General features: G+C 69.6%; 16 protein-coding genes. 14 read left to right on the top strand and 2 right to left on the bottom strand.

Going from position 1 to position 21,289, the window contains the following annotated elements:
• The first annotated feature begins 1 nt into the window (after nucleotide 1).
• From JHN45_RS06585 to nuoN, 13 genes are read left to right on the top strand one after another with little or no spacing between them, the layout of a single operon-like run.
• A complete protein-coding gene (locus JHN45_RS06585; RefSeq protein ID WP_007383964.1) occupies nucleotides 2-556 on the top strand; it encodes an NADH-quinone oxidoreductase subunit B family protein in 555 nt (184 codons plus the stop codon).
• On the top strand, nucleotides 553-1,293 hold the full coding sequence (locus JHN45_RS06580; RefSeq protein WP_200711430.1) for an NADH-quinone oxidoreductase subunit C: 741 nt from the start codon (nucleotides 553-555) through the stop codon (nucleotides 1,291-1,293). The genes JHN45_RS06585 and JHN45_RS06580 overlap by 4 nt, the downstream gene beginning before the upstream one ends.
• Nucleotides 1,290-2,627, top strand: coding sequence for an NADH-quinone oxidoreductase subunit D (locus JHN45_RS06575; protein WP_201048353.1), 1,338 nt, complete (start codon nucleotides 1,290-1,292; stop codon nucleotides 2,625-2,627). The genes JHN45_RS06580 and JHN45_RS06575 overlap by 4 nt, the downstream gene beginning before the upstream one ends.
• A complete protein-coding gene (gene nuoE / locus JHN45_RS06570; RefSeq protein ID WP_201048352.1) occupies nucleotides 2,624-3,472 on the top strand; it encodes an NADH-quinone oxidoreductase subunit NuoE in 849 nt (282 codons plus the stop codon). The genes JHN45_RS06575 and nuoE overlap by 4 nt, the downstream gene beginning before the upstream one ends.
• Complete coding sequence (gene nuoF / locus JHN45_RS06565) at nucleotides 3,472-4,818, top strand: NADH-quinone oxidoreductase subunit NuoF (protein WP_234468213.1); 1,347 nt, start codon at nucleotides 3,472-3,474, stop codon at nucleotides 4,816-4,818. The genes nuoE and nuoF overlap by 1 nt, the downstream gene beginning before the upstream one ends.
• Nucleotides 4,815-7,319: an NADH-quinone oxidoreductase subunit G gene (locus JHN45_RS06560; protein ID WP_200711425.1), complete on the top strand. Its 2,505-nt coding sequence runs from the start codon at nucleotides 4,815-4,817 to the stop codon at nucleotides 7,317-7,319. Before nuoF ends, JHN45_RS06560 begins: the two co-directional genes overlap by 4 nt.
• Nucleotides 7,316-8,683, top strand: coding sequence for an NADH-quinone oxidoreductase subunit NuoH (nuoH, locus tag JHN45_RS06555; RefSeq protein WP_200711424.1), 1,368 nt, complete (start codon nucleotides 7,316-7,318; stop codon nucleotides 8,681-8,683). Before JHN45_RS06560 ends, nuoH begins: the two co-directional genes overlap by 4 nt.
• On the top strand, nucleotides 8,676-9,278 hold the full coding sequence (nuoI, locus tag JHN45_RS06550; protein WP_201048351.1) for an NADH-quinone oxidoreductase subunit NuoI: 603 nt from the start codon (nucleotides 8,676-8,678) through the stop codon (nucleotides 9,276-9,278). The genes nuoH and nuoI overlap by 8 nt, the downstream gene beginning before the upstream one ends.
• Nucleotides 9,275-10,120, top strand: a complete 846-nt coding sequence (locus JHN45_RS06545) for an NADH-quinone oxidoreductase subunit J (protein ID WP_200711422.1) — start codon at nucleotides 9,275-9,277, stop codon at nucleotides 10,118-10,120. Before nuoI ends, JHN45_RS06545 begins: the two co-directional genes overlap by 4 nt.
• A complete protein-coding gene (gene nuoK, locus JHN45_RS06540; protein WP_019074282.1) occupies nucleotides 10,117-10,416 on the top strand; it encodes an NADH-quinone oxidoreductase subunit NuoK in 300 nt (99 codons plus the stop codon). Before JHN45_RS06545 ends, nuoK begins: the two co-directional genes overlap by 4 nt.
• 14 nt (nucleotides 10,417-10,430) lie before the next feature.
• On the top strand, nucleotides 10,431-12,326 hold the full coding sequence (gene nuoL / locus JHN45_RS06535) for an NADH-quinone oxidoreductase subunit L (RefSeq protein ID WP_201048350.1): 1,896 nt from the start codon (nucleotides 10,431-10,433) through the stop codon (nucleotides 12,324-12,326).
• A 5-nt stretch (nucleotides 12,327-12,331) separates the two neighbouring features.
• Nucleotides 12,332-13,903: an NADH-quinone oxidoreductase subunit M gene (locus JHN45_RS06530; protein WP_200711420.1), complete on the top strand. Its 1,572-nt coding sequence runs from the start codon at nucleotides 12,332-12,334 to the stop codon at nucleotides 13,901-13,903.
• Nucleotides 13,900-15,555 (top strand): NADH-quinone oxidoreductase subunit NuoN, encoded by a 1,656-nt coding sequence (gene nuoN / locus JHN45_RS06525; protein ID WP_200711419.1) that lies wholly within the window; start codon nucleotides 13,900-13,902, stop codon nucleotides 15,553-15,555. Before JHN45_RS06530 ends, nuoN begins: the two co-directional genes overlap by 4 nt.
• A 68-nt stretch (nucleotides 15,556-15,623) precedes the next feature.
• Here nuoN and JHN45_RS06520 read toward each other — a convergent pair whose 3' ends face one another.
• On the bottom strand, nucleotides 15,624-16,145 hold the full coding sequence (locus JHN45_RS06520) for a hypothetical protein (RefSeq protein WP_201048349.1): 522 nt from the start codon (nucleotides 16,143-16,145) through the stop codon (nucleotides 15,624-15,626).
• 253 nt (nucleotides 16,146-16,398) lie between these two features.
• Here JHN45_RS06520 and recQ point away from each other — a divergent pair, with 253 nt between their 5' ends.
• A complete protein-coding gene (recQ, locus tag JHN45_RS06515; RefSeq protein ID WP_201048348.1) occupies nucleotides 16,399-18,435 on the top strand; it encodes a DNA helicase RecQ in 2,037 nt (678 codons plus the stop codon).
• A gap of 39 nt (nucleotides 18,436-18,474) precedes the next feature.
• On the opposite strand, the gene JHN45_RS06510 is transcribed toward recQ, so the two are convergent.
• Nucleotides 18,475-21,279 (bottom strand): fumarate reductase/succinate dehydrogenase flavoprotein subunit, encoded by a 2,805-nt coding sequence (locus JHN45_RS06510; RefSeq protein WP_201048347.1) that lies wholly within the window; start codon nucleotides 21,277-21,279, stop codon nucleotides 18,475-18,477.
• Nucleotides 21,280-21,289: the final 10 nt, after the last annotated feature.

Genomic DNA, 21,289 nt, shown 5'->3' with positions numbered 1-21,289 from the left:
CATGGGACTCGAAGAAAAGCTGCCGAGCGGCTTCCTGCTCACCACCGTCGAGCAGGCCGCGGGCTGGGTGCGCAAGGCGTCCGTCTTCCCGGCCACGTTCGGACTCGCCTGCTGCGCCATCGAGATGATGACGACCGGCGCCGGACGGTACGACCTGGCGCGCTTCGGCATGGAGGTCTTCCGCGGTTCTCCGCGCCAGGCGGACCTGATGATCGTCGCGGGCCGGGTCAGCCAGAAGATGGCGCCGGTGCTGCGGCAGGTCTATGACCAGATGCCGAACCCCAAGTGGGTGATCTCCATGGGGGTCTGCGCCTCGTCGGGCGGCATGTTCAACAACTACGCGATCGTGCAGGGCGTCGACCACATCGTCCCGGTCGACATCTATCTCCCGGGCTGCCCGCCACGGCCCGAGATGCTGATGGACGCGATCCTCAAGCTCCACCAGAAGATCCAGTCCTCCAAGCTCGGCGTGAACGCCGAGGAGGCGGCCCGCGAGGCGGAGGAGGCGGCGCTCAAGGCACTGCCCACCATCGAGATGAAGGGCCTGCTGCGGTGAGCGACGCGAACGGCACCAACGGAGCCGCCCCGGACCAGGATCCGGGCGCCTCCAACCTCCCCGGCCAGCGCGGTGAGGGCGAGGAGATCCGCGTCCAGCGCGGCATGTTCGGCGCCAACAACGGCGGCGACACCTCCGGTTACGGCGGCCTGGTCCGCTCGGTCCGCCTGCCGGGAGCCGCGAGCCGGCCCTACGGCGGCTGGTTCGACGAGGTCGCCGACGAACTGGAAGGCGCCCTGGAGGAACAGGGACTGCTGCCCGACAACGCGATCGAGAAGACGATCGTCGACCGCGGTGAGGTCACCTTCCACATCGAACGCGAGCACCTGCTCCGCGTCGCCCGCACCCTGCGCGACGACCCGGCCCTGCGCTTCGAACTCTGCACGGGTGTCAGCGCGGTGCACTACCCGCACGACAAGGGCCGCGAGCTGCACGCCGTCTACCACCTGCGCTCGATCACCCACAACCGGCTGATCCGCCTCGAAGTCAGCGCCCCGGACAGCGATCCGCACATCCCGTCGCTGGTCGCGGTCTATCCGACCAACGACTGGCACGAGCGCGAGACCTACGACTTCTTCGGCATCGTCTTCGACGGCCACCCGGCGCTGACGCGGATCATGATGCCGGACGACTGGCCGGGCCACCCGCAGCGCAAGGACTACCCCCTCGGCGGCATCGCCGTCGAGTACAAGGGCGCCCAGATCCCGGCTCCGGACCAGCGGAGGTCGTACTCGTGAGCACGCAGTCAGCATCCGCTTCGGCCGCCTCGGCGCGCGAGACCACCGAGGGCACCGTATATACGGTCACCGGTGGCGACTGGGACGAGGTCGTCCAGTCCGCGGCCCGGGCCGACGACGAGCGCATCGTCGTCAACATGGGGCCCCAGCACCCCTCCACGCACGGTGTGCTCCGCCTCATCCTGGAGATCGACGGCGAGACGGTCACCGAGGCCCGCTGCGGCATCGGCTACCTCCACACCGGTATCGAGAAGAACCTCGAGTACCGCACGTGGACGCAGGGCACCACGTTCGTGACGCGCATGGACTATCTGACGTCCTTCTTCAACGAGACCGCCTACTGTCTCGCCGTCGAGAAACTCCTCGGCGTCGAGGACCAGATCACCGAGCGGGCGAAGATCATCCGGGTGCTCCTGATGGAGCTGAACCGGATGTCCTCCCACCTGGTGTGCATCGCCACCGGCGGGATGGAACTCGGCGCCACCACGATCATGATCTACGGATTCCGTGATCGTGAAATGATTCTCGACATCTACGAGCTCATCACGGGCCTGCGGATGAACCACGCGTACATCCGCCCCGGCGGACTCGCCCAGGACCTGCCGCCCGGCGCGGTGGACCAGATCCGCGAGTTCGTGAAGAAGATGAAGAAGAACCTCCCGGAGTACGACAAGCTCGCCACCGGGAACCCCATCTTCAAGGCCCGTATGCAGGACGTCGGTTACCTCGACCTGGCCGGCTGCATGGCCCTCGGTGCCACAGGCCCGATCCTGCGCTCCACCGGTCTGCCGCACGACCTGCGCAAGGCGCAGCCGTACTGCGACTACGAGACGTACGACTTCGACGTCCCGACCGCCGACACCTGCGACTCCTACGGCCGCTTCCTCATCCGGCTCGAGGAGATGCGGCAGTCGCTGCGGATCGTCGAACAGTGCCTGGACCGGCTGCAGCCCGGACCGGTCATGGTCGCCGACAAGAAGATCGCCTGGCCCGCCCAACTCGCGCTCGGGCCGGACGGGTTGGGCAACTCGCTCGACCACATCAAGAAGATCATGGGCACCTCCATGGAGGCCCTGATCCACCACTTCAAGCTGGTGACCGAGGGCTTCCGCGTGCCGCCGGGACAGGCGTACGCGGCGGTCGAGTCGCCCAAGGGCGAACTCGGGGTGCACGCCGTGTCCGACGGAGGCACCCGCCCCTACCGGGTCCACTTCAGGGACCCGTCCTTCACCAACCTTCAGGCCATGGCGGCGATGTGCGAGGGCGGCCAGGTCGCCGACGTCATCGTCGCTGTCGCGTCCATCGACCCCGTGATGGGAGGCGTCGACCGGTGACCACCAGTTCTTCGGAGCAGGGCGTCAGCCTGGGCATGCCCCAACTGCCCGCGCCCGCTTACCCGGACGACGTCCGGGCCCGGCTGGAGGCCGACGGGCGGGAGATCATCGCCCGCTACCCGGACTCCCGCTCGGCCCTCCTGCCGTTGCTGCATCTCGTGCAGGCGGAGGAAGGCCATGTCACGCGCACGGGGCAGCAGTTCTGCGCGGACCTGCTGGAGTTGACGACGGCGGAGGTCGCCGCCGTGGCGACCTTCTACACGATGTACCGGCGCCGGCCGAGCGGCGACTACCAGGTCGGGGTCTGCACCAACACGCTGTGCGCGGTGATGGGCGGCGACGCCATCTTCGAGTCCCTCCAGGAGCACCTGGGCGTCGGCAACGGTGAGACCACCGGCGACGGCAAGGTCACCCTGGAGCACATCGAGTGCAACGCGGCCTGCGACTTCGCGCCGGTGGTGATGGTCAACTGGGAGTTCTTCGACAACCAGACCCCCGCCAGCGCCCGGCGCCTCGTCGACGACCTGCGCACGGGCGCACCCGTGGAGCCCACGCGCGGGGCGCCGATGTGCACTTTCAAGGAGACCGCGCGGATCCTCGCCGGCTTCCCCGACGAGCGGCCCGGGGCCGTCGGGGCGAGCGGCGGTGCGGGACCCGCGTCGCTGGTGGGCCTCCGCCTGGCCAGGGGAGAGACCGCACCCGCGCGCGTGGTCCATCCGCGCGGCTCCGGAGCGCCGCAGGACCAGTCGCCGGCCGAGCACCTCAGTTCGCACGATGCGCCGCAGGACACGTCGGCCTCCGACCCCGCCCACCCGGCGGGGCCTGTCGCCGAGGAGGGGGAGTGATGACCTTGGCACCCGAACTGAAAGACCACAGCCCCGAGAAGCTGCTCGCACCCGTGCTGTCGGCCTTCTGGGACGAGGACGAGTCCTGGACTCTGGACACGTACCGAAGGCACGAGGGATACGAGGGGCTCCGCAAGGCGCTCGCCATGTCGCCGGACGACCTCATCGCGTATGTGAAGGACTCCGGTCTGCGCGGTCGCGGTGGCGCCGGCTTCCCCACCGGAATGAAATGGCAATTCATTCCCCAAGGGGATGGAAAACCACACTATCTAGTTGTCAACGCCGACGAGTCGGAGCCCGGAACCTGTAAGGACATCCCGCTCCTCTTCGCGAACCCGCACAGCCTCATCGAGGGCATTGTCATCGCGTGTTATGCCATCAGGTCTTCGCATGCCTTCATCTATCTGCGTGGTGAAGTCGTCCCCGTATTGCGGCGGTTGCACGAGGCTGTGCGTGAGGCCCACGCGGCGGGCTACCTCGGCGAGAACATCCTGGGCAGTGGCCTGGACCTGCAGCTCACCGTGCACGCGGGCGCCGGCGCGTACATCTGCGGTGAGGAGACCGCACTGCTCGACTCGCTCGAAGGCCGCCGTGGTCAACCGCGGCTCCGCCCCCCTTTCCCTGCCGTCGCGGGCCTCTATGCGTGCCCGACTGTGGTGAATAACGTCGAGTCGATCGCGTCAGTTCCCGCGATTCTGCAAAAAGGCAAGGAATGGTTCAGGTCGATGGGCAGCGAGAAGTCTCCGGGCTTCACGCTCTACTCGCTCAGCGGCCATGTCACCAGCCCCGGTCAGTACGAGGCGCCGCTCGGCATCACACTCCGCCAACTGCTCGACATGAGCGGCGGGATGCGCGCCGGGCACCGCCTCAAGTTCTGGACGCCGGGCGGGTCCTCCACGCCGATGTTCACCGACGAGCACCTCGACGTCCCTCTTGACTACGAAGGAGTGGGTGCCGCGGGTTCCATGCTCGGCACAAAAGCTCTGCAGTGTTTCGACGAGACGACCTGCGTCGTGCGTGCCGTCACCCGCTGGACCGAGTTCTACGCCCACGAGTCCTGCGGCAAGTGCACACCGTGCCGCGAAGGGACGTACTGGCTCGTGCAGTTGCTGCGCGACATCGAGGCCGGCAAGGGCGCGATGTCCGACCTCGACAAGCTGAACGACATCGCCGACAACATCAACGGCAAGTCCTTCTGCGCCCTCGGCGACGGCGCCGCCTCGCCGATCTTCTCCTCGCTCAAGTACTTCCGCGAGGAGTACGAGCAGCACATCACGGGCCGGGGCTGCCCCTTCGACCCGGCCAAGTCCACGGCCTGGGCCGACCGCACGGAGGTGAACGCATGACGGTGACCACGAGCGCTCCCTCGGGTGGGGGAGAGGCGGCGGTCCCGCCGGAGGATCTCGTCTCGCTGACGATCGACGGCGCCGAGATCAGTGTGCCCAAGGGCACCCTGGTCATCCGCGCCGCCGAGCAACTCGGCATCGAGATCCCCCGGTTCTGCGACCACCCTCTCCTCGATCCGGCCGGCGCCTGCCGTCAGTGCATCGTCGAGGTCGAGGGCCAGCGCAAGCCGATGGCGTCCTGCACGATCACGTGCACGGACGGCATGGTCGTCAAGACCCAGCTCAGCTCGCCCGTGGCCGAGAAGGCCCAGCACGGTGTGATGGAGCTGCTCCTCATCAACCACCCGCTGGACTGCCCGGTCTGCGACAAGGGCGGCGAGTGCCCCCTGCAGAACCAGGCGATGTCCCACGGCCAGGCGGACTCCCGCTTCGAGGGCCGGAAGCGGACCTACGAGAAGCCCGTCCCGATCTCCACGCAGGTGCTGCTGGACCGTGAGCGGTGCGTGCTGTGCGCGCGTTGCACCCGCTTCTCCAACCAGATCGCGGGCGACCCGATGATCGAGCTGCTGGAGCGCGGCGCGCTGCAGCAGGTCGGCACCGGTGAGGGCGACCCCTTCGAGTCGTACTTCTCCGGGAACACCATCCAGATCTGTCCGGTGGGCGCGCTGACCTCGGCGGCGTACCGATTCCGCTCCCGCCCCTTCGACCTGGTCTCCACACCCTCCGTGTGCGAGCACTGCTCCGGGGGCTGCGCGACCCGCACCGACCACCGGCGCGGCAAGGTCATGCGGCGCCTGGCGGCCGTCGACCCCGAGGTCAACGAGGAGTGGATCTGCGACAAGGGGCGCTTCGGCTTCCGGTACGCGCAGCAGCGCGACCGGCTGCAGACGCCGCTGATCCGCAACCCCGAGGGCGAACTCGTCCCCGCCTCCTGGCCGGAGGCGCTGCAGATCGCCGCCCAGGGACTGCTCGCCTCGCGGGGCCGCACCGGTGTCCTGACCGGTGGCCGCCTCACCATCGAGGACGCCTACGCGTACAGCAAGTTCGCGCGCGTGGCGCTCGACACGAACGACATCGACTTCCGCGCGCGCGTGCACAGCAGCGAGGAGGCCGACTTCCTGGCCGCCCGGGTCGCGGGCCGCGGCCGGGACCTCGACGGTACGGGTGTCACGTACACCTCCCTGGAGAAGGCGCCCGCCGTCCTGCTGGTCGGGTTCGAGTCCGAGGAGGAGGCGCCCGGCGTCTTCCTGCGGCTGCGCAAGGCCTCGCGCACGCACGGGCAGCGGGTGTTCTCGCTGGCCACGTTCGCCACACGCGGGCTGGAGAAGGCGGGCGGCACCCTGCTGCCGGCCGCTCCCGGCACCGAGACCGAGTGGCTGGACGCGCTCGCGAGCGGGGTCGGCCTTGAGGATGACGGAGCCCGCGCCTCCGAGGCGCTGCGCACCGAGGGCGCGGTCATCGTCGTAGGAGAGCGGCTGGCCGCCGTCGCCGGGGGTCTCACCGCCGCCGTACGGGCCGCGTCCGCGACCGGTGCCCGGCTGGTGTGGATTCCGCGCCGGGCCGGGGAACGCGGGTCCATCGAGGCGGGGGCGCTGCCGTCGCTGCTGCCGGGCGGGCGTCCGGCGACCGATCCACGCGCGCGTGAGGAGGTCGCCGCCGCCTGGGGTGTCGCCGAACTCCCGCACCGCTACGGCCGCGACGCCGGGCAGATCGTCGAGGCCGCCGCCGGTGGTGAACTGCGGGCGCTGCTCGTCGCCGGTGTGGAGCCGGGCGACCTGCCGGATCCGGCACGCACGCGTGCGGCACTCGACGAAGTGGGCTTCCTGGTGTCGCTCGAACTGCGGCCCAGCGAGATCAGCCAGCACGCGGACGTGGTTCTTCCGGTCGCGGCGGTCGCGGAGAAGGCGGGCGCCTTCCTCAACTGGGAGGGCAGGGTCCGCTTCTTCGACGCGGCGCTCAAGCCCGACCAGATGACCCGCACCCTCGCACCCACCGACGCGCGCGTCCTGCACATGCTGGCCGACGCCATGGACGTCCACCTGGGCCTGCCCGATCTGCGCACCGCGCGCGCGGAGTTGGACCGGCTCGGTGCCTGGGACGGGCCGCGGGCCACCGAACCGCTGGAGACCGCGGGCGTGCTGCCCCGGCCCGCCGCCGGGGAGGCCGTGCTCGCCGGGCACCGGCTGCTGCTCGACCAGGGCGCCCTCCAGGAGGGCGACGACGCGCTCGCCGGCACCCGGCACGCCGCCCACGCGCGCGTGTCGGCCGCCACCGCCGCCGAGGCGGGCGTCAAGGACGGCGACACCCTCGCCGTGACCGGCGCCTCCGGAACCGTCGAACTCCCGCTGCTGATCACGGAGATGCCCGACCGCGTGGTCTGGCTCCCGCTGAACTCCACCGGCGGGGGCGTCGCCTCCGACACCGGGGCGCTGCCCGGCGCACTCGTCCGCATCGGCCCGGCCACGCTCGCGGGCGAGGCCCCCAAGGAGGTGGAGGCATGAGCAATCTGTACCTCGCCGCGGAAGACCTCTCGATGTTCGGCCGCGACCCCTGGTGGCTGGTCGTCGTCAAGGCGGTGTTCTGCTTCGCCTTCCTGATGATCACCGTGCTGTTCTCGATCGTCTGGGAACGCAAGGTCGTCGCCTGGATGCAGCTGCGCATCGGCCCCAACCGGCACGGCCCCTGGGGCATGCTCCAGTCGCTCGCCGACGGCGTGAAGCTGATGCTCAAGGAAGACCTGATCGTCAAGCGCGCCGACAAGGTGGTCTACATCCTCGCGCCGATCGTCGCGGCCATCCCGGCCTTCATGGCGATCGCGGTCATCCCCTTCGGGCCGGCCGACAACGAGGTGTCGATCTTCGGCCACCGCACCACGATGCAGCTCACCGACCTGCCGATCGCGATGCTCTACATCCTCGCGGTCGCCTCGGTCGGCATCTACGGCATCGTCCTCGCGGGCTGGAGCTCCGGCTCCACCTACCCGCTCCTGGGCGGCCTGCGCTCCTGCGCCCAGATGATCTCCTACGAGATCGCCATGGGCGCCGCGTTCGCCTCGGTGTTCCTCTACTCCGGGTCGATGTCGACCTCGACGATCGTTGAACAACAGCACGACCGCTGGTACATCGTCCTGCTGCCGGTCTCCTTCATCATCTACGTCATCACGATGGTCGGCGAGACCAACCGCGCCCCCTTCGACATGCCGGAGTCCGAGGGCGACCTGGTCGGCGGCTTCAACACCGAGTACTCGTCCATCAAGTTCGCGCTCTTCATGCTCGCCGAGTACGTGAACATGGTGACGGTCTCCGCGGTGTCGACCACGCTCTTCCTGGGCGGCTGGCGGGCCCCGTGGCCGATCAGCTCCTTCTGGGAGGGCGCGAACCACGGCTGGTGGCCGATGCTCTGGTTCGTCATCAAGGTCCAACTGCTGCTGTTCTTCTTCATCTGGCTCCGCGGCACCCTCCCGCGCGTGCGCTACGACCAGTTGATGAAGCTCGGCTGGAAGGTCCTCATCCCGGTCTCCGTGGTCTGGCTGATGCTCGTCGCGACCGTACGGACCCTCAGGAACCAGAACTACGACTTCGCCGACATCGCCCTCTACATCGGCGGCGGCGTACTCGCCCTGCTGTTGCTGTCCTTCATCGCGGACATGTTCCGCCAGAAGGCCAAGGACGACGCACGACTGGCCGAGGAACCCGCCGGGTTCGACGCGATGGCGGGCGGATTCCCCGTACCGCCGCTGCCGGGACAGGAGTTGCCGCCGGTGCCTCGGCGCCCCTCGCGACGCGAGCGGGAGCTGATTGTCAGTGGTGGCTCGGATACTGGCAGTGACGGATCTCTGGATGGAAAGGAGGCGTCCGATGGCTGAGGAGCCCAAGGAGACCACACCCGGTTTCCAGAACCCCGTGGCCGGCTTCGGCGTGACCTTCAAGGCCATGTTCAAGAAGCGGCTGACCGAGCAGTACCCGGAGCAGCAGAAGACCACAGCCCCCCGGTTCCACGGACGGCACCAGCTCAACCGCCATCCGGACGGCCTGGAGAAGTGCGTCGGCTGCGAGCTGTGCGCCTGGGCCTGCCCCGCCGACGCCATCTATGTGGAGGGCGCCGACAACACCGACGAGGAGCGCTACTCGCCGGGCGAGCGGTACGGCCGCGTCTACCAGATCAACTACGCCCGCTGCATCCTGTGCGGCCTGTGCATCGAGGCGTGCCCCACGCGCGCGTTGACGATGACCAACGAGTTCGAGCTGGCCGACAGCAGCCGCGCCAACCTCATCTACACCAAGGAACAGCTGCTGGCCGGCCTCGACGACACCATGGTCGACAGCCCGCACGCCATCTACCCGGGGATGACCGAACAGGACTACTACCGGGGCCTGGTGACGGAGGCCGCACCCGGCACGGTGCCCCAAGCGGCCGTCTCCAAGGGCGAGAAGCCAAAGGAAGAGGGGGTGGAAGCATGAGTCCGCAGCTCGCCGCCGCCTACTCCACCTCCACCGGCGAGGCCTTCCAGTTCTGGGTCCTCGGCACGGTCGCGGTGATCGGCGCCCTGTCCACCATCCTCATGAAGAGGGCCGTGCACAGCGCCCTCTCCCTCGCCGGGACCATGATCATCCTGGCGGTGTTCTACCTCGCCAACGGCGCCTACTTCCTGGGCGTCGTGCAGATCGTCGTCTACACCGGCGCGATCATGATGCTGTTCCTCTTCGTGGTGATGCTGGTCGGCGTCACGGCCGCCGACTCCCTGACGGAGACCATCAAGGGCCAGCGCTGGCTGGCCCTTCTCTGTGGGCTCGGCTTCGGCATCCTGCTGGTCGCGGGCATCGGCAACGCCTCGCTCAACCAGTTCGACGGCCTGAGCACGGCCAACGCGAACGGCAACGTACAGGGCCTGGCCGCCCTCATCTTCACCAAGTACGTCTTCGCCTTCGAAATCACCGGCGCCCTGCTGATCACGGCCGCCGTCGGCGCCATGGTGCTCACCCACCGCGAGCGCACCGAGCGGCCCAAGACCCAGCGCGAGCTGTCCGAGCAGCGCGTCCGCGAGGGCAAGCACGTCCCGCCGCTCCCCGCTCCCGGCGTCTACGCCCGGCACAACGCGGTGGACGTCCAGGGCCTGCTGCCCGACGGCACCCCGTCCGAGCTCACGGTCAGCAAGACGCTCCGCGACCGCGGCCAGATCCGTGACGTGTCCAGCGAGGCGCTGAACGATCTGAAGGCCCTGGAGCAGCGCGCCGAGGAGCGCCTGGAGCGCACCGAGATCGCGCCGGCGAACCTCAAGCGGACCGAGGAGGCGTCGAAGTGAACCCCGTCAACTACCTCTATCTCTCCGCCCTGTTGTTCACGATCGGCGCCACCGGCGTACTGATCAGGCGCAACGCGATCGTCGTGTTCATGTGCGTCGAGCTGATGCTCAACGCCTGCAACCTCGCGTTCGTCACCTTCTCCCGGATGCACGGCAACCTCGACGGTCAGGTCATCGCCTTCTTCACGATGGTCGTCGCCGCCGCGGAGGTCGTGGTCGGGCTCGCGATCATCGTGTCGCTGTTCCGTTCCCGCCACTCGGCCTCGGTCGACGACGCCAGCCTGATGAAGCTCTGAGGGGTCGCTGAATCGTGGAGAACCTGATTGCGCTGCTGGTAGCGGCGCCTCTGCTCGGAGCGGTCGTACTGCTGTGCGGCGGCCGGCGGCTCGACGCCGTCGGCCACTGGATCGGCACGCTCCTGTCGTCCGCCTCCTTCGTGATCGGTGTCGTCCTCTTCACCGACCTGCTGGGGAAGAACGCCGAGCACCGGACGCTCATGCAGCACCTGTGGACCTGGGTCCCCGTCGAGGGCTTCCAGGCGGACGTCACCTTCCGCCTCGACCAGCTGTCGATGACCTTCGTCCTGCTGATCACCGGTGTCGGCTCGCTCATCCACCTGTACTCGGTCGGGTACATGGAGCACGACGAGCGCCGCCGCCGCTTCTTCGGCTATCTGAACCTGTTCCTCGCGGCGATGCTGATCCTCGTCCTCGCCGACAACTACCTTCTGCTGTACGTCGGTTGGGAAGGCGTCGGTCTCGCCTCCTACCTGCTGATCGGCTTCTGGCAGCACAAGCCCAGCGCGGCCACCGCGGCGAAGAAGGCCTTCCTGGTCAACCGGGTCGGCGACATGGGCCTGTCGATCGCCATCATGCTGATGTTCACGACGTTCGGGACCTTCGCCTTCGGGCCGGTCCTCAGCCACGTCGGTGACGCCTCCGAGGGCAAGCTCACCGGCATCGCCCTGATGCTGCTGCTCGCCGCCTGCGGCAAGTCCGCCCAGGTGCCGCTGCAGTCCTGGCTCGGCGACGCGATGGAGGGCCCGACCCCGGTCTCGGCCCTCATCCACGCGGCGACCATGGTGACCGCCGGCGTGTACCTGATCGTCCGCTCAGGAGCGATCTTCAACGCGGCACCGGACGCGCAGTTGGTCGTCACCGTCGTCGGCGCCGTCACGCTCCTCTTCGGTGCGATCGTCGGTTGCGCGAAGGACGACATCAAGAAGGCCCTCGCCGGCTCGACCATGTCGCAGATCGGCTACATGGTGCTCGCCGCGGGACTCGGCCCCATCGGCTACGTCTTCGCGATCATGCACCTGGTGACGCACGGCTTCTTCAAGGCAGGCCTCTTCCTCGGCGCCGGTTCGGTCATGCACGGCATGAACGACGAGGTCGACATGAGGAAGTACGGCGGCCTCAGGAAGTACATGCCGATCACCTTCATCACCTTCGGCCTCGGCTACCTCGCCATCATCGGTTTCCCGGGCCTGTCCGGCTTCTTCTCCAAGGACAAGATCATCGAGGCGGCCTTCGCGAAGGGCGGCACCGAGGGCTGGATCCTCGGCGGCGCGGCCCTGCTGGGCGCGGCCATCACGGCGTTCTACATGACGCGCGTGATGCTGATGACGTTCTTCGGAGAGAAGCGCTGGCAGCCCGACGAGAACGCCAACGAGCCGCACCCGCACGAGTCCCCGAAGACGATGACGATCCCGATGATCGTGCTGGCCTTCGGATCGGTCTTCGCCGGCGGCATCTTCGGCATCGGTGACCGCTTCCTGCACTGGCTGGAGCCCATCACCGGCCACGAGGAGGGCAACTCCCCGGTCAGCGCCCTGACGGTCACCCTGGCCACCATGGTCGTGCTCGTCATCGGCGTCGGGATCGCCTGGGCGCAGTACGGGCGCCGCCCGGTCCCGGCCGTCGCCCCGCGCGGCTCGCTGCTCACCCGGGCCGCCCGCCGCGACCTCCTCCAGGACGACTTCAACCACGTCGTCCTGGTGCGCGGCGGCGAGCACCTCACCCGCTCCCTGGTCTACGTCGACCACACCCTGGTCGACGGCGTCGTCAACGGCACGGCGGCCTCCATGGGCGGCCTCTCCGGAAGGCTGCGCAAGCTGCAGAACGGCTACGCGCGGTCGTACGCGGTCTCGATGTTCGGCGGTGCGGCCATCCTCGTCGCCGCGACCCTGCTGATGAGGGCGGTCTGATACCGATGTCCTTTCCCCTCCTGACAGCGACGGCGGCGCTCCCGGCCCTCGGGGCGGTGGCCACGGCCGCCGTCCCGGCCGCCCGGCGCACCGCCGCGAAATGGCTGGCGCTGTTCGTCTCGCTGGCCACGCTCGCGCTGGGCATCGTCGTCCTGGTGCGCTTCGACCCGGGCGGCGACCGCTACCAACTCACCGAGTCCCACGCCTGGATCGCCGACTTCGGGGTCCGCTACGAGCTGGGTGTGGACGGCATCGCGGTCGCGCTCATCGCGCTCACCGCCCTGCTGATCCCGTTCGTGATCCTGGCCGGCTGGCACGACGCCGACCCCCTGGAGACCGGCAGCAAGCGCTGGCGGCCCACCCAGGGCTTCTTCGCCCTCATCCTTGCGGTGGAGGCGATGGTGATCATCTCCTTCGAGGCCACCGACGTCTTCCTCTTCTACATCTTCTTCGAAGCCATGCTCATCCCGATGTACTTCCTCATCGGCGGCTTCGGGGACCGGGCCCACGAGCACGGCGACGAGGCGGCGGCCACCCAACGGTCGTACGCCGCCGTCAAGTTCCTGCTCTACAACCTGGTCGGCGGGCTCATCATGCTGGCGGCCGTGATCGGCCTCTACGTGGTGGCCGGGAACTTCTCGCTCGCGGAGATCGCGCAGGCGCGGGCCAACGGCACGCTGCACATGGCGACCAACACCGAACGCTGGCTGTTCCTCGGCTTCTTCTTCGCCTTCGCGGTGAAGGCGCCGCTGTGGCCGCTGCACACCTGGCTGCCCAACGCCATGCAGGAGTCCACCGCCCCGGTCGCCGTGCTCATCACGGCAGTTGTCGACAAGGTGGGCACCTTCGCGATGCTCCGCTTCTGCCTCCAGCTCTTCCCGGAGGCCAGCAAGTGGGCGACGCCCGTCATCCTCGTCCTCGCCCTGATCAGCATCATCTACGGGGCGCTGCTCGCGGTCGGACAGCGGGACATCAAGCGGCTGGTGGCGTACGCGTCGATCTCGCACTTCGGGTTCATCATCCTGGGCATCTTCGCGATGACCAGCCAGGGCCAGTCCGGCGCGACGCTCTACATGGTCAACCACGGTATTTCCACGGCCGCGTTGATGCTGGTCGCCGGCTTCCTGATCTCGCGGCGCGGCTCGCGTCTGATCGCCGACTACGGAGGGGTGCAGAAGGTGGCACCGGTGCTCGCCGGCACCTTCCTGATCGGCAGCCTGGCGACCCTGTCGCTGCCGGGACTCGCGCCCTTCGTGAGTGAGTTCCTGGTCCTGGTCGGCACGTTCTCGCGCTACCCGGCGATCGGGATCATCGCCACCTTCGGCATCGTGCTGGCCGCGCTGTACACCCTCGTCCTCTACCAGCGGACGATGACCGGCCCGGTGAAGCCCGAGGTCGCCGCGATGCCGGACCTGCGACCGCGTGAACTCCTGGTCGTCGCCCCGCTGATCGTGCTGCTGATCTTCCTCGGCGTCTACCCGAAGCCGATCACGGACATCGTGAACCCGTCGGTCAAGCAGACCCTGTCCGACGTACACAAGAAGGATCCCAAGCCCTCGGTGGAGGCGGCCAAGTGAGCGCAACAGCCGTCCACAGCCTGTGGACAACGGCGGCAGGCGCGGACCCGATCTCGAAGATCCCCACACCGAAGATCGAGTACGGGCAATTGTCGCCCACCTTGATCATCCTCGGCGCGGCGCTCATCGGGGTACTGGTCGAGGCGTTCGTCCCGCGCAAGTCCCGTTACTACGCCCAGGTGTTCGTCTCCGTCGTAGCCCTCTGCGCCGCCTTCGCGGCGGTCGTGGCACTCGCGGCGGACGGATACGGCACCACCAAGGCGCACATCGCGGCCATGGGCGCGATCGCGGTCGACGGACCGTCCCTGTTCCTCCAGGGCGTGATCCTGCTGTCCGGCCTCGTCGGCCTGTTCACCTTCGCCGAGCGGCGCCTCGACCCCGAGGCGCACGGCAACCGCGTCGACTCCTTCGCCGCGCAGGGCGCGTCCGTGCCCGGCAGCGACAGCGAGAAGGCCGCCGTCAAGGCCGGGTTCACCACCACGGAGGTCTTCCCGCTCCTGCTCTTCGCGGTCTCCGGAATGCTCGTCTTCCCGTCCGCCAACGACCTGTTGACCCTGTTCGTGGCCCTGGAGGTCTTCTCCCTCCCGCTCTACCTCCTGTGCGCCCTGGCCCGCCGCAAGCGGCTCCTGTCGCAGGAGGCCGCGGTCAAGTACTTCCTCCTCGGCGCCTTCGCCTCCGCGTTCACCCTCTTCGGCATCGCGCTCCTCTACGGCTACGCGGGCTCGATGTCGTACGCCACGATCGCGCAGGTCGTCGACGGCTCCATCACCAACATCAACCCCGCCCTCGCGGACACCATGGGCAACGACGCGCTGCTGCTCATCGGCGGCGCGATGATCGTCATGGGGCTGCTGTTCAAGGTGGGCGCGGTGCCGTTCCACATGTGGACGCCCGACGTCTACCAGGGCGCGCCGACCCCGGTCACCGGCTTCATGGCCGCCGCCACCAAGGTGGCCGCCTTCGGAGCGCTGCTCCGGCTCCTCTACGTCGTGCTGCCGGGCCTGCGCTGGGACTGGCGGCCCGTCATGTGGGGCGTCGCGATCATCACGATGCTGGGCGGCGCGATCGTCGCGATCACCCAGACCGACATCAAGCGGCTCCTGGCGTACTCGTCGATCGCGCACGCGGGCTTCATCCTCGCGGGTGTCATCGCGACCACCCGGGACGGCGTCTCGTCCGTGCTCTTCTACCTGGGCGCGTACTCGTTCGTGACGATCGGTGCCTTCGCGGTCGTCACCCTCGTACGGGACGCGGGCGGCGAGGCGACGCACCTGTCGAAGTGGGCGGGGCTCGGGCGCAGGTCGCCGCTGGTCGCGGCCGTCTTCGCGGTGTTCCTGCTGTCCTTCGCGGGCATTCCGCTGACGGCCGGCTTCGCCGGGAAGTTCGCCGTGTTCAAGGCGGCGGCGGCCGGTGGCGCGGCCCCGCTGGTCGTGGTCGGTGTGCTCTCCTCCGCCATCGCGGCGTTCTTCTACATCCGCGTGATCGTGCTCATGTTCTTCAGCGAGCCGCGGCCCGACGGCCCCACCGTCGCGGTCCCGTCCCCGCTGACCATGGCGACGATCGGGATCGGCGTGGCGGTCACGCTCGTCCTCGGTGTGGCCCCGCAGTACTTCCTGGACCTGGCGAACCAGGCGGGGGTCTTCGCCCGCTGACGCCGAGTACGGGCCGAAGGCCCCGGTTCCCCTCGCGGGGGCCGGGGCCTTCGTGCGCGTGCGGTCGGTCAGGCCTTCGGGCAGACGACCTCGGGGTTCCAGGGGGCGAACAGGCCCTTGGGATTGGGCTTGTAGATCCAGGCGTGGAGGGTGAAGTAGCCCGGGAGTTGGTCCTTCTGGAAGGTCTGCCCGAACAGTGTCGGCGCCGCCTGCCCCGAGTCCTTCACCACCCACTCGACCGCGACCAGCCGGCGCCCCTCGACGAAGTCGGACCCGTCCGCGTACAGCAGAGCCGCCGGTTTCGCCGGATCGAGTGAATCGATGTTCTTGTAGTTGACGTAGTGGTAGCCCATGCCGCCCTCGGTCGGGTCGGAGACACAGGTGTCGGTACGTGCGTAGCCGCCGCCCGCGGCGAACGCCTCGTACCCGTACTTCGAGGTGGCCTGGTACGTCTTGCTCAGCGTGGTCCACACGGACGGGTCGGGGTCGTCGGACGCGGCGTGGGCCGGGGCGGCGGTCAGCGCGAAGGCCGCGGCCGTCGCCACCGCGACGGCGGTCTTGACGGCGCCCTGCAGGGACCGAGAGGACATGGTGGGGCTCCTTGGACTTCGGGAGGCGCCCGCGCACGGCGCGCCGTCCGTTCGGTGGCGTGGCGGACCTCCCCAGGCCCGCCCGAGCAGCATGTTCCGGCCGCAGTGGTCGCGCCATGTGACGGGAGCCATTCGACTGACCACACCCGGTCACCGCCACCGGCCTGTGGATAACTCCGACGCTGTCAGCGCGGAGCCCTATCGTGGACGCAGTGGTCGAGGGACGACGTACGGGGGACGAGCGATGCACGGGATGGGCGGGACGGTTGTGACGACCGAAGTACGGACGCCGACGGCACACGGCGAGAGCGAGGCACTGGCCACGCTCCACCGCGTCTTCGGCTACGACAGCTTCCGCGGCGCGCAGGAAGAGGTCATCGAGCATGTGGTGGCCGGCGGCGACGCCGTGGTCCTCATGCCGACCGGCGGCGGCAAGTCGTTGTGCTACCAGATTCCGTCCCTGGTCAGACCCGGTACGGGCGTTGTCGTCTCCCCGCTCATCGCGCTGATGCAGGACCAGGTGGACGCGCTGCGGGCGCTCGGGGTGCGCGCCGGGTTCATGAACTCGACGCAGGACTTCGACGAGCGGCGTGTGGTCGAGGCCGAGTTCCTCGCCGGCGAGCTGGACCTCATCTATCTCGCGCCGGAGCGGCTGCGGCTCGACTCCACCCTGGACCTGCTCTCGCGCGGCAAGATCTCGGTGTTCGCGATCGACGAGGCGCACTGCGTGTCCTCGTGGGGCCACGACTTCCGCCCGGACTACCTCTCCCTCTCCCTCCTGGGCGAGCGCTGGCCGGACGTCCCGCGGATCGCCCTCACGGCGACGGCCACGGACGCCACGCACAAGGAGATCACCCAGCGGCTGAAGATGCCGGACGCCCGGCACTTCGTGGCGAGCTTCGACCGGCCCAACATCCAGTACCGGATCGTGCCGAAGGCCGACCCCAAGAAGCAGCTGCTGAGCTTCCTGCGCGAGGAGCACGCGGGCGACGCGGGCATCGTGTACTGCCTCTCCCGCAAGTCCGTGGAGGCGACCGCCGAGTTCCTGTCCCGCAACGGCATCGAGGCGGTGCCGTACCACGCGGGCCTCGACTCGGGCACCCGCGCGGCACACCAGTCCCGGTTCCTGCGCGAGGACGGCCTGATCGTCGTCGCGACCATCGCCTTCGGCATGGGCATCGACAAGCCGGACGTACGGTTCGTCGCCCACCTCGACCTGCCCAAGTCGGTGGAGGGCTACTACCAGGAGACGGGGCGTGCGGGGCGTGACGGAGCACCCTCCACGGCCTGGATGGCGTACGGCCTTAACGACGTCATACAGCAGCGCAAGATGATCCAGTCCAGCGAGGGCGACGAGGCGTTCCGCCGCCGCGCCGCCGCCCACCTGGAGGCCATGCTCGCGCTCTGCGAGACGGCACAGTGTCGGCGCGGCCAACTGCTCGCCTACTTCGGGCAGGACCCGGACGCGGCGGCCTGCGGCAACTGCGACACCTGCCTCACCCCGCCGGAGACCTGGGACGGCACGGTCGCCGCGCAGAAGGTGCTGTCGACGGTGGTACGGCTGCAGCGCGAGCGGGGCCAGAAGTTCGGCGCCGTGCAGATCGTCGACATCCTCATGGGGCGCCGCACGGCCAAGGTGATCCAGTTCGACCACGACCAGCTGTCCGTGTTCGGCATCGGCGAGGACCTGGCCGAGGGCGAATGGCGGGGCGTCGTACGGCAGTTGCTGGCACAGGGACTGCTCGCGGTCGAGGGGGAGTACGGCACGCTGGTGCTCACCGAGGCGAGTGGCACCGTGCTGCGGCGCGAGCGGGAGGTGCCGCTGCGCAAGGAGCCGAAGAAGCCGGCGGCCTCGCGGTCGTCGTCCTCCGGCCGGGGCGAGCGCAAGGCGAAGGCCGCGGCGGTGGAACTGCCCGAATCCTTGCAGCCCGCCTTCGAGGCCCTGCGCGCCTGGCGTGCGGAGCAGGCCCGTGAGCAGGGAGTCCCGGCGTACGTCATCTTCCATGACGCCACGCTCCGGGAGATCGCGACGGTGTGGCCCACGTCCGTGGGGCAGTTGGGGGAGATCAGCGGGGTCGGCGAGAAGAAGCTGGCGACGTACGGGGAGGGCGTGATCGGGGTGCTGGCGGAGCTGGGCGGGGCGCCGGCCGCAGCGGAGGTGCCCGCGCAAGTGCGGGCGTCGGCACCCGCACCCGCACCGGCACCGGCTCAGGCGGCGAAGGATGTCGACCCCGGTGCGGACTACTGGCCCGAGATGGATGCGGAGCCGGAGCCCGAGGACTGGATATAGGAGACCGGCATATAGGGGACCGGCATGTAGGGGCGGCCGCTACAGCGCGCGGGTCGCGTACGCCCTGACGTCCGCGTCCGAGTCGGCGGTCGCCGTGGCGAGGGCCGCGCGGGCGTCGGTGGTGCGGTGCCGGGTCAGCGCGAGGACGGCCGCCTTGCGTACGTCGGCGTTCGGGTCGGCCAGCGCCTTGGCCAGGGCGGGGACCGCGGTGTCGGGGTCGGCGGCGGACAGCGCGGTGGCGGCGCCGGCCCGGACCTGCCAGGCCGGGTCGGCCAGGGCGGCGACGGCACCGATCGCGAGGGGGGCCGGGCAGCCGGTGGTGCCCAGGGCACCGTAGGCGGCGGCGCGGACCAGGGCGTCGGGGTCGTCGGTGAGGGCGGCGAGAGCGGATTCGGCGCCCGTGTCGGACGCGGCCTCTGAGAGGTCACCCAGGTGTCCTGCCGCCACCGTCCCCAGCGCCTTGGCGAAGGTGACGCGGACCTCACGGGACGGGTCCGACGGTGCCGCGTGGGCCAGCTCGCCGATGGCGTCGACCGAGACGAGGGCGCGGACGGCCTCGATGCGGACGGCGGTGTCGGGGTCGGTCAAGGAGCGGGCGAACAGGTCCGCGTCGCCGAGGCGCAGCGCGCGCAGGACGTCAAGGGCCGCGGCGCGGACGACCGGGTCGGGCTCGGCCAGGGCACCGGCGAGACCGTCGCGGAGGGCGGGGGAAGGGGGCAGTGTCTCGACGAGTTCGCGCAGAGAGGCCGCAGCGGCCGTGCGGACCTCGGCGGCGGGGTCGCGGAGGGCCTCGGCGAGGGCGGGGCCAGTGCCGGGCGGGAGGGTCTCCGTCAGGACGGTGACCGCCTCGCGGCGGACGGACGAGGCCGGGTCGGTCAAGTAGGGGCGCAGGGCGTCGAGTTCGGGCTCTTCCTCGGCGAGGGCGACGAGTTCGAGGAGACGGGAGGAGGACCGGCCCGGAGCAGTAGCCGTACCGGGGGCGGGAGTTGTGATCGTGGGGATGTCCGTGCCCCGCTCCTCCGACGGCTCCGTCGGGGACACCAGCGGAGCCGTGTCGCGGGAGCCCGCCGTCGCCACGTTCTCCGGATGGACCTCGCCGAGTCGGCGGGAGGGACCGCCGGTCGGGGTGAACTCCTCGATCGGGACCAGGTAGGGGGCCACGGGTCGGGCCGTGAACTCCATCGCACCGGAGGGGGACTTGTGCAGGTCGAGGTGGTGGAACCAGGAGACGTCGTCGCGAGCCGGATGGTCGAGGCGGTCGTGGTAGAGGCCCCAGCGGGACTCCGTGCGGGCCAGGGAGGCGCGCGCGGCCATCTCCGCGCAGTCGCGGATGAAGGAGACCTCGGCGCAGCGCATCAGTTCGTGCGGGGTGCGGGCGCCCATCTCGGCGATGTCCGCGCGCATCCGCTCGAACGCCTCCAGGGCGAGCGACAGCCGGGCGCCGGACTTCGGCGGGGCCACGTAGTCGTTCACGAAGCGGCGCAGTTTGTACTCGACCTGGGGCTGCGGCGCGCCGTCCGGGTTGCGCAGCGGACGGTAGATCAGCTCGTGCGCGTCACGGAGCTGGGAAAGCGGCAACTCGCCCTCGTACGCGGTGTATTGGGCCGCGTCAGCGCCCGCGAGGTCGCCGAAGACGAACGCGCCGATCATGTAGTTGTGCGGGACGCAGGCGAGGTCGCCGGCGGCGTACAGGCGGGGGACGGTCGTACGGGCGTGGTCGTCGACCCGTACGCCCGAGGCCGAATGGCCGCCGCACAGGCCGATCTCGGAGATGTGCATCTCGACGTCGTGGGTGCGGTAGTCGTGGCCGCGGCCTTCGTGGAAGGTGCCCCGGGTGGGCCGTTCCGTGGAGTGCAGGATCGACTCCAGGGCGGAGATCGACTCCTCCGGGAGGTGGCTCAGCTTCAGGTACACGGGCCCGCGGTCGCTCGCCACCTCCGCCGCGAACTCGGCCATCATCTGGCCGGACCAGTAGTCGGAGTCGACGAAGCGTTCGCCGTGCCGGTTGACCTGGTAGCCGCCGAAGGGGTTGGCGACGTAGGCGCAGGCGGGGCCGTTGTAGTCCTTGATCAGCGGGTTGATCTGGAAGCACTCGATGCCGGTGAGTTCGGCGCCCGCGTGGTACGCCATCGCGTAGCCGTCGCCCGCGTTCGTCGGGTTCTCGTACGTGCCGTACAGGTAGCCGGAGGCGGGCAGACCGAGCCGGCCGCAGGCGCCGGTCGCGAGGATCACGGCGCCCGCGCGGACCGAGACGAAGCCGCCGGTACGGGTGTTGAAGCCCGCCGCGCCCACCGCGCGCCCCCCGGCGGTGAGTACGCGCACCGGCATCACCCGGTTCTCGATGCGGATCCGCTCCCGCATCTCGCGCCGCCGCAGTTGCCGGTACAGGACCTTCTTGACGTCCTTGCCCTCCGGCATCGGCAGCACGTACGAGCCGGAGCGGTGGACCTGGCGGACCGCGTACTCGCCGTGCTCGTCCTTCTCGAACTTCACGCCGTACGACTCCAGGCGCTGCACCATCGCGAAGCCGCGGGTGGCGGTCTGGCGGACGGTGGACTGGTCGACGATGCCGTCGTTGGCGCGGGTGATCTCGGCGACGTAGTCGTCGGGCTCGGCGCGGCCGGGGATGACCGCGTTGTTGACGCCGTCCATGCCCATGGCGAGCGCGCCGGAGTGGCGGACGTGCGCCTTCTCCAGGAGGAGGACGTTCGCGCCGTGCTCGGCGGCGGTCAGGGCCGCCATGGTGCCGGCCGTACCGCCGCCGATGACCAGGACGTCGCAGGTCAGCTCTTCGGCCTCGGCGAGCGAGGGGATCTCCAGGGGCGTGTGCACGGAGGTGGTCACCAGGGGGCCT

Source organism: Streptomyces sp. MBT53, from assembly GCF_016654115.1.
In the GTDB taxonomy this organism is placed as follows: Bacteria; Actinomycetota; Actinomycetes; order Streptomycetales; family Streptomycetaceae; genus Streptomyces.
The sequence above is the reverse complement of the archived record's forward strand: the minus strand, read 5'-3'. Positions and strand labels throughout refer to the sequence as shown.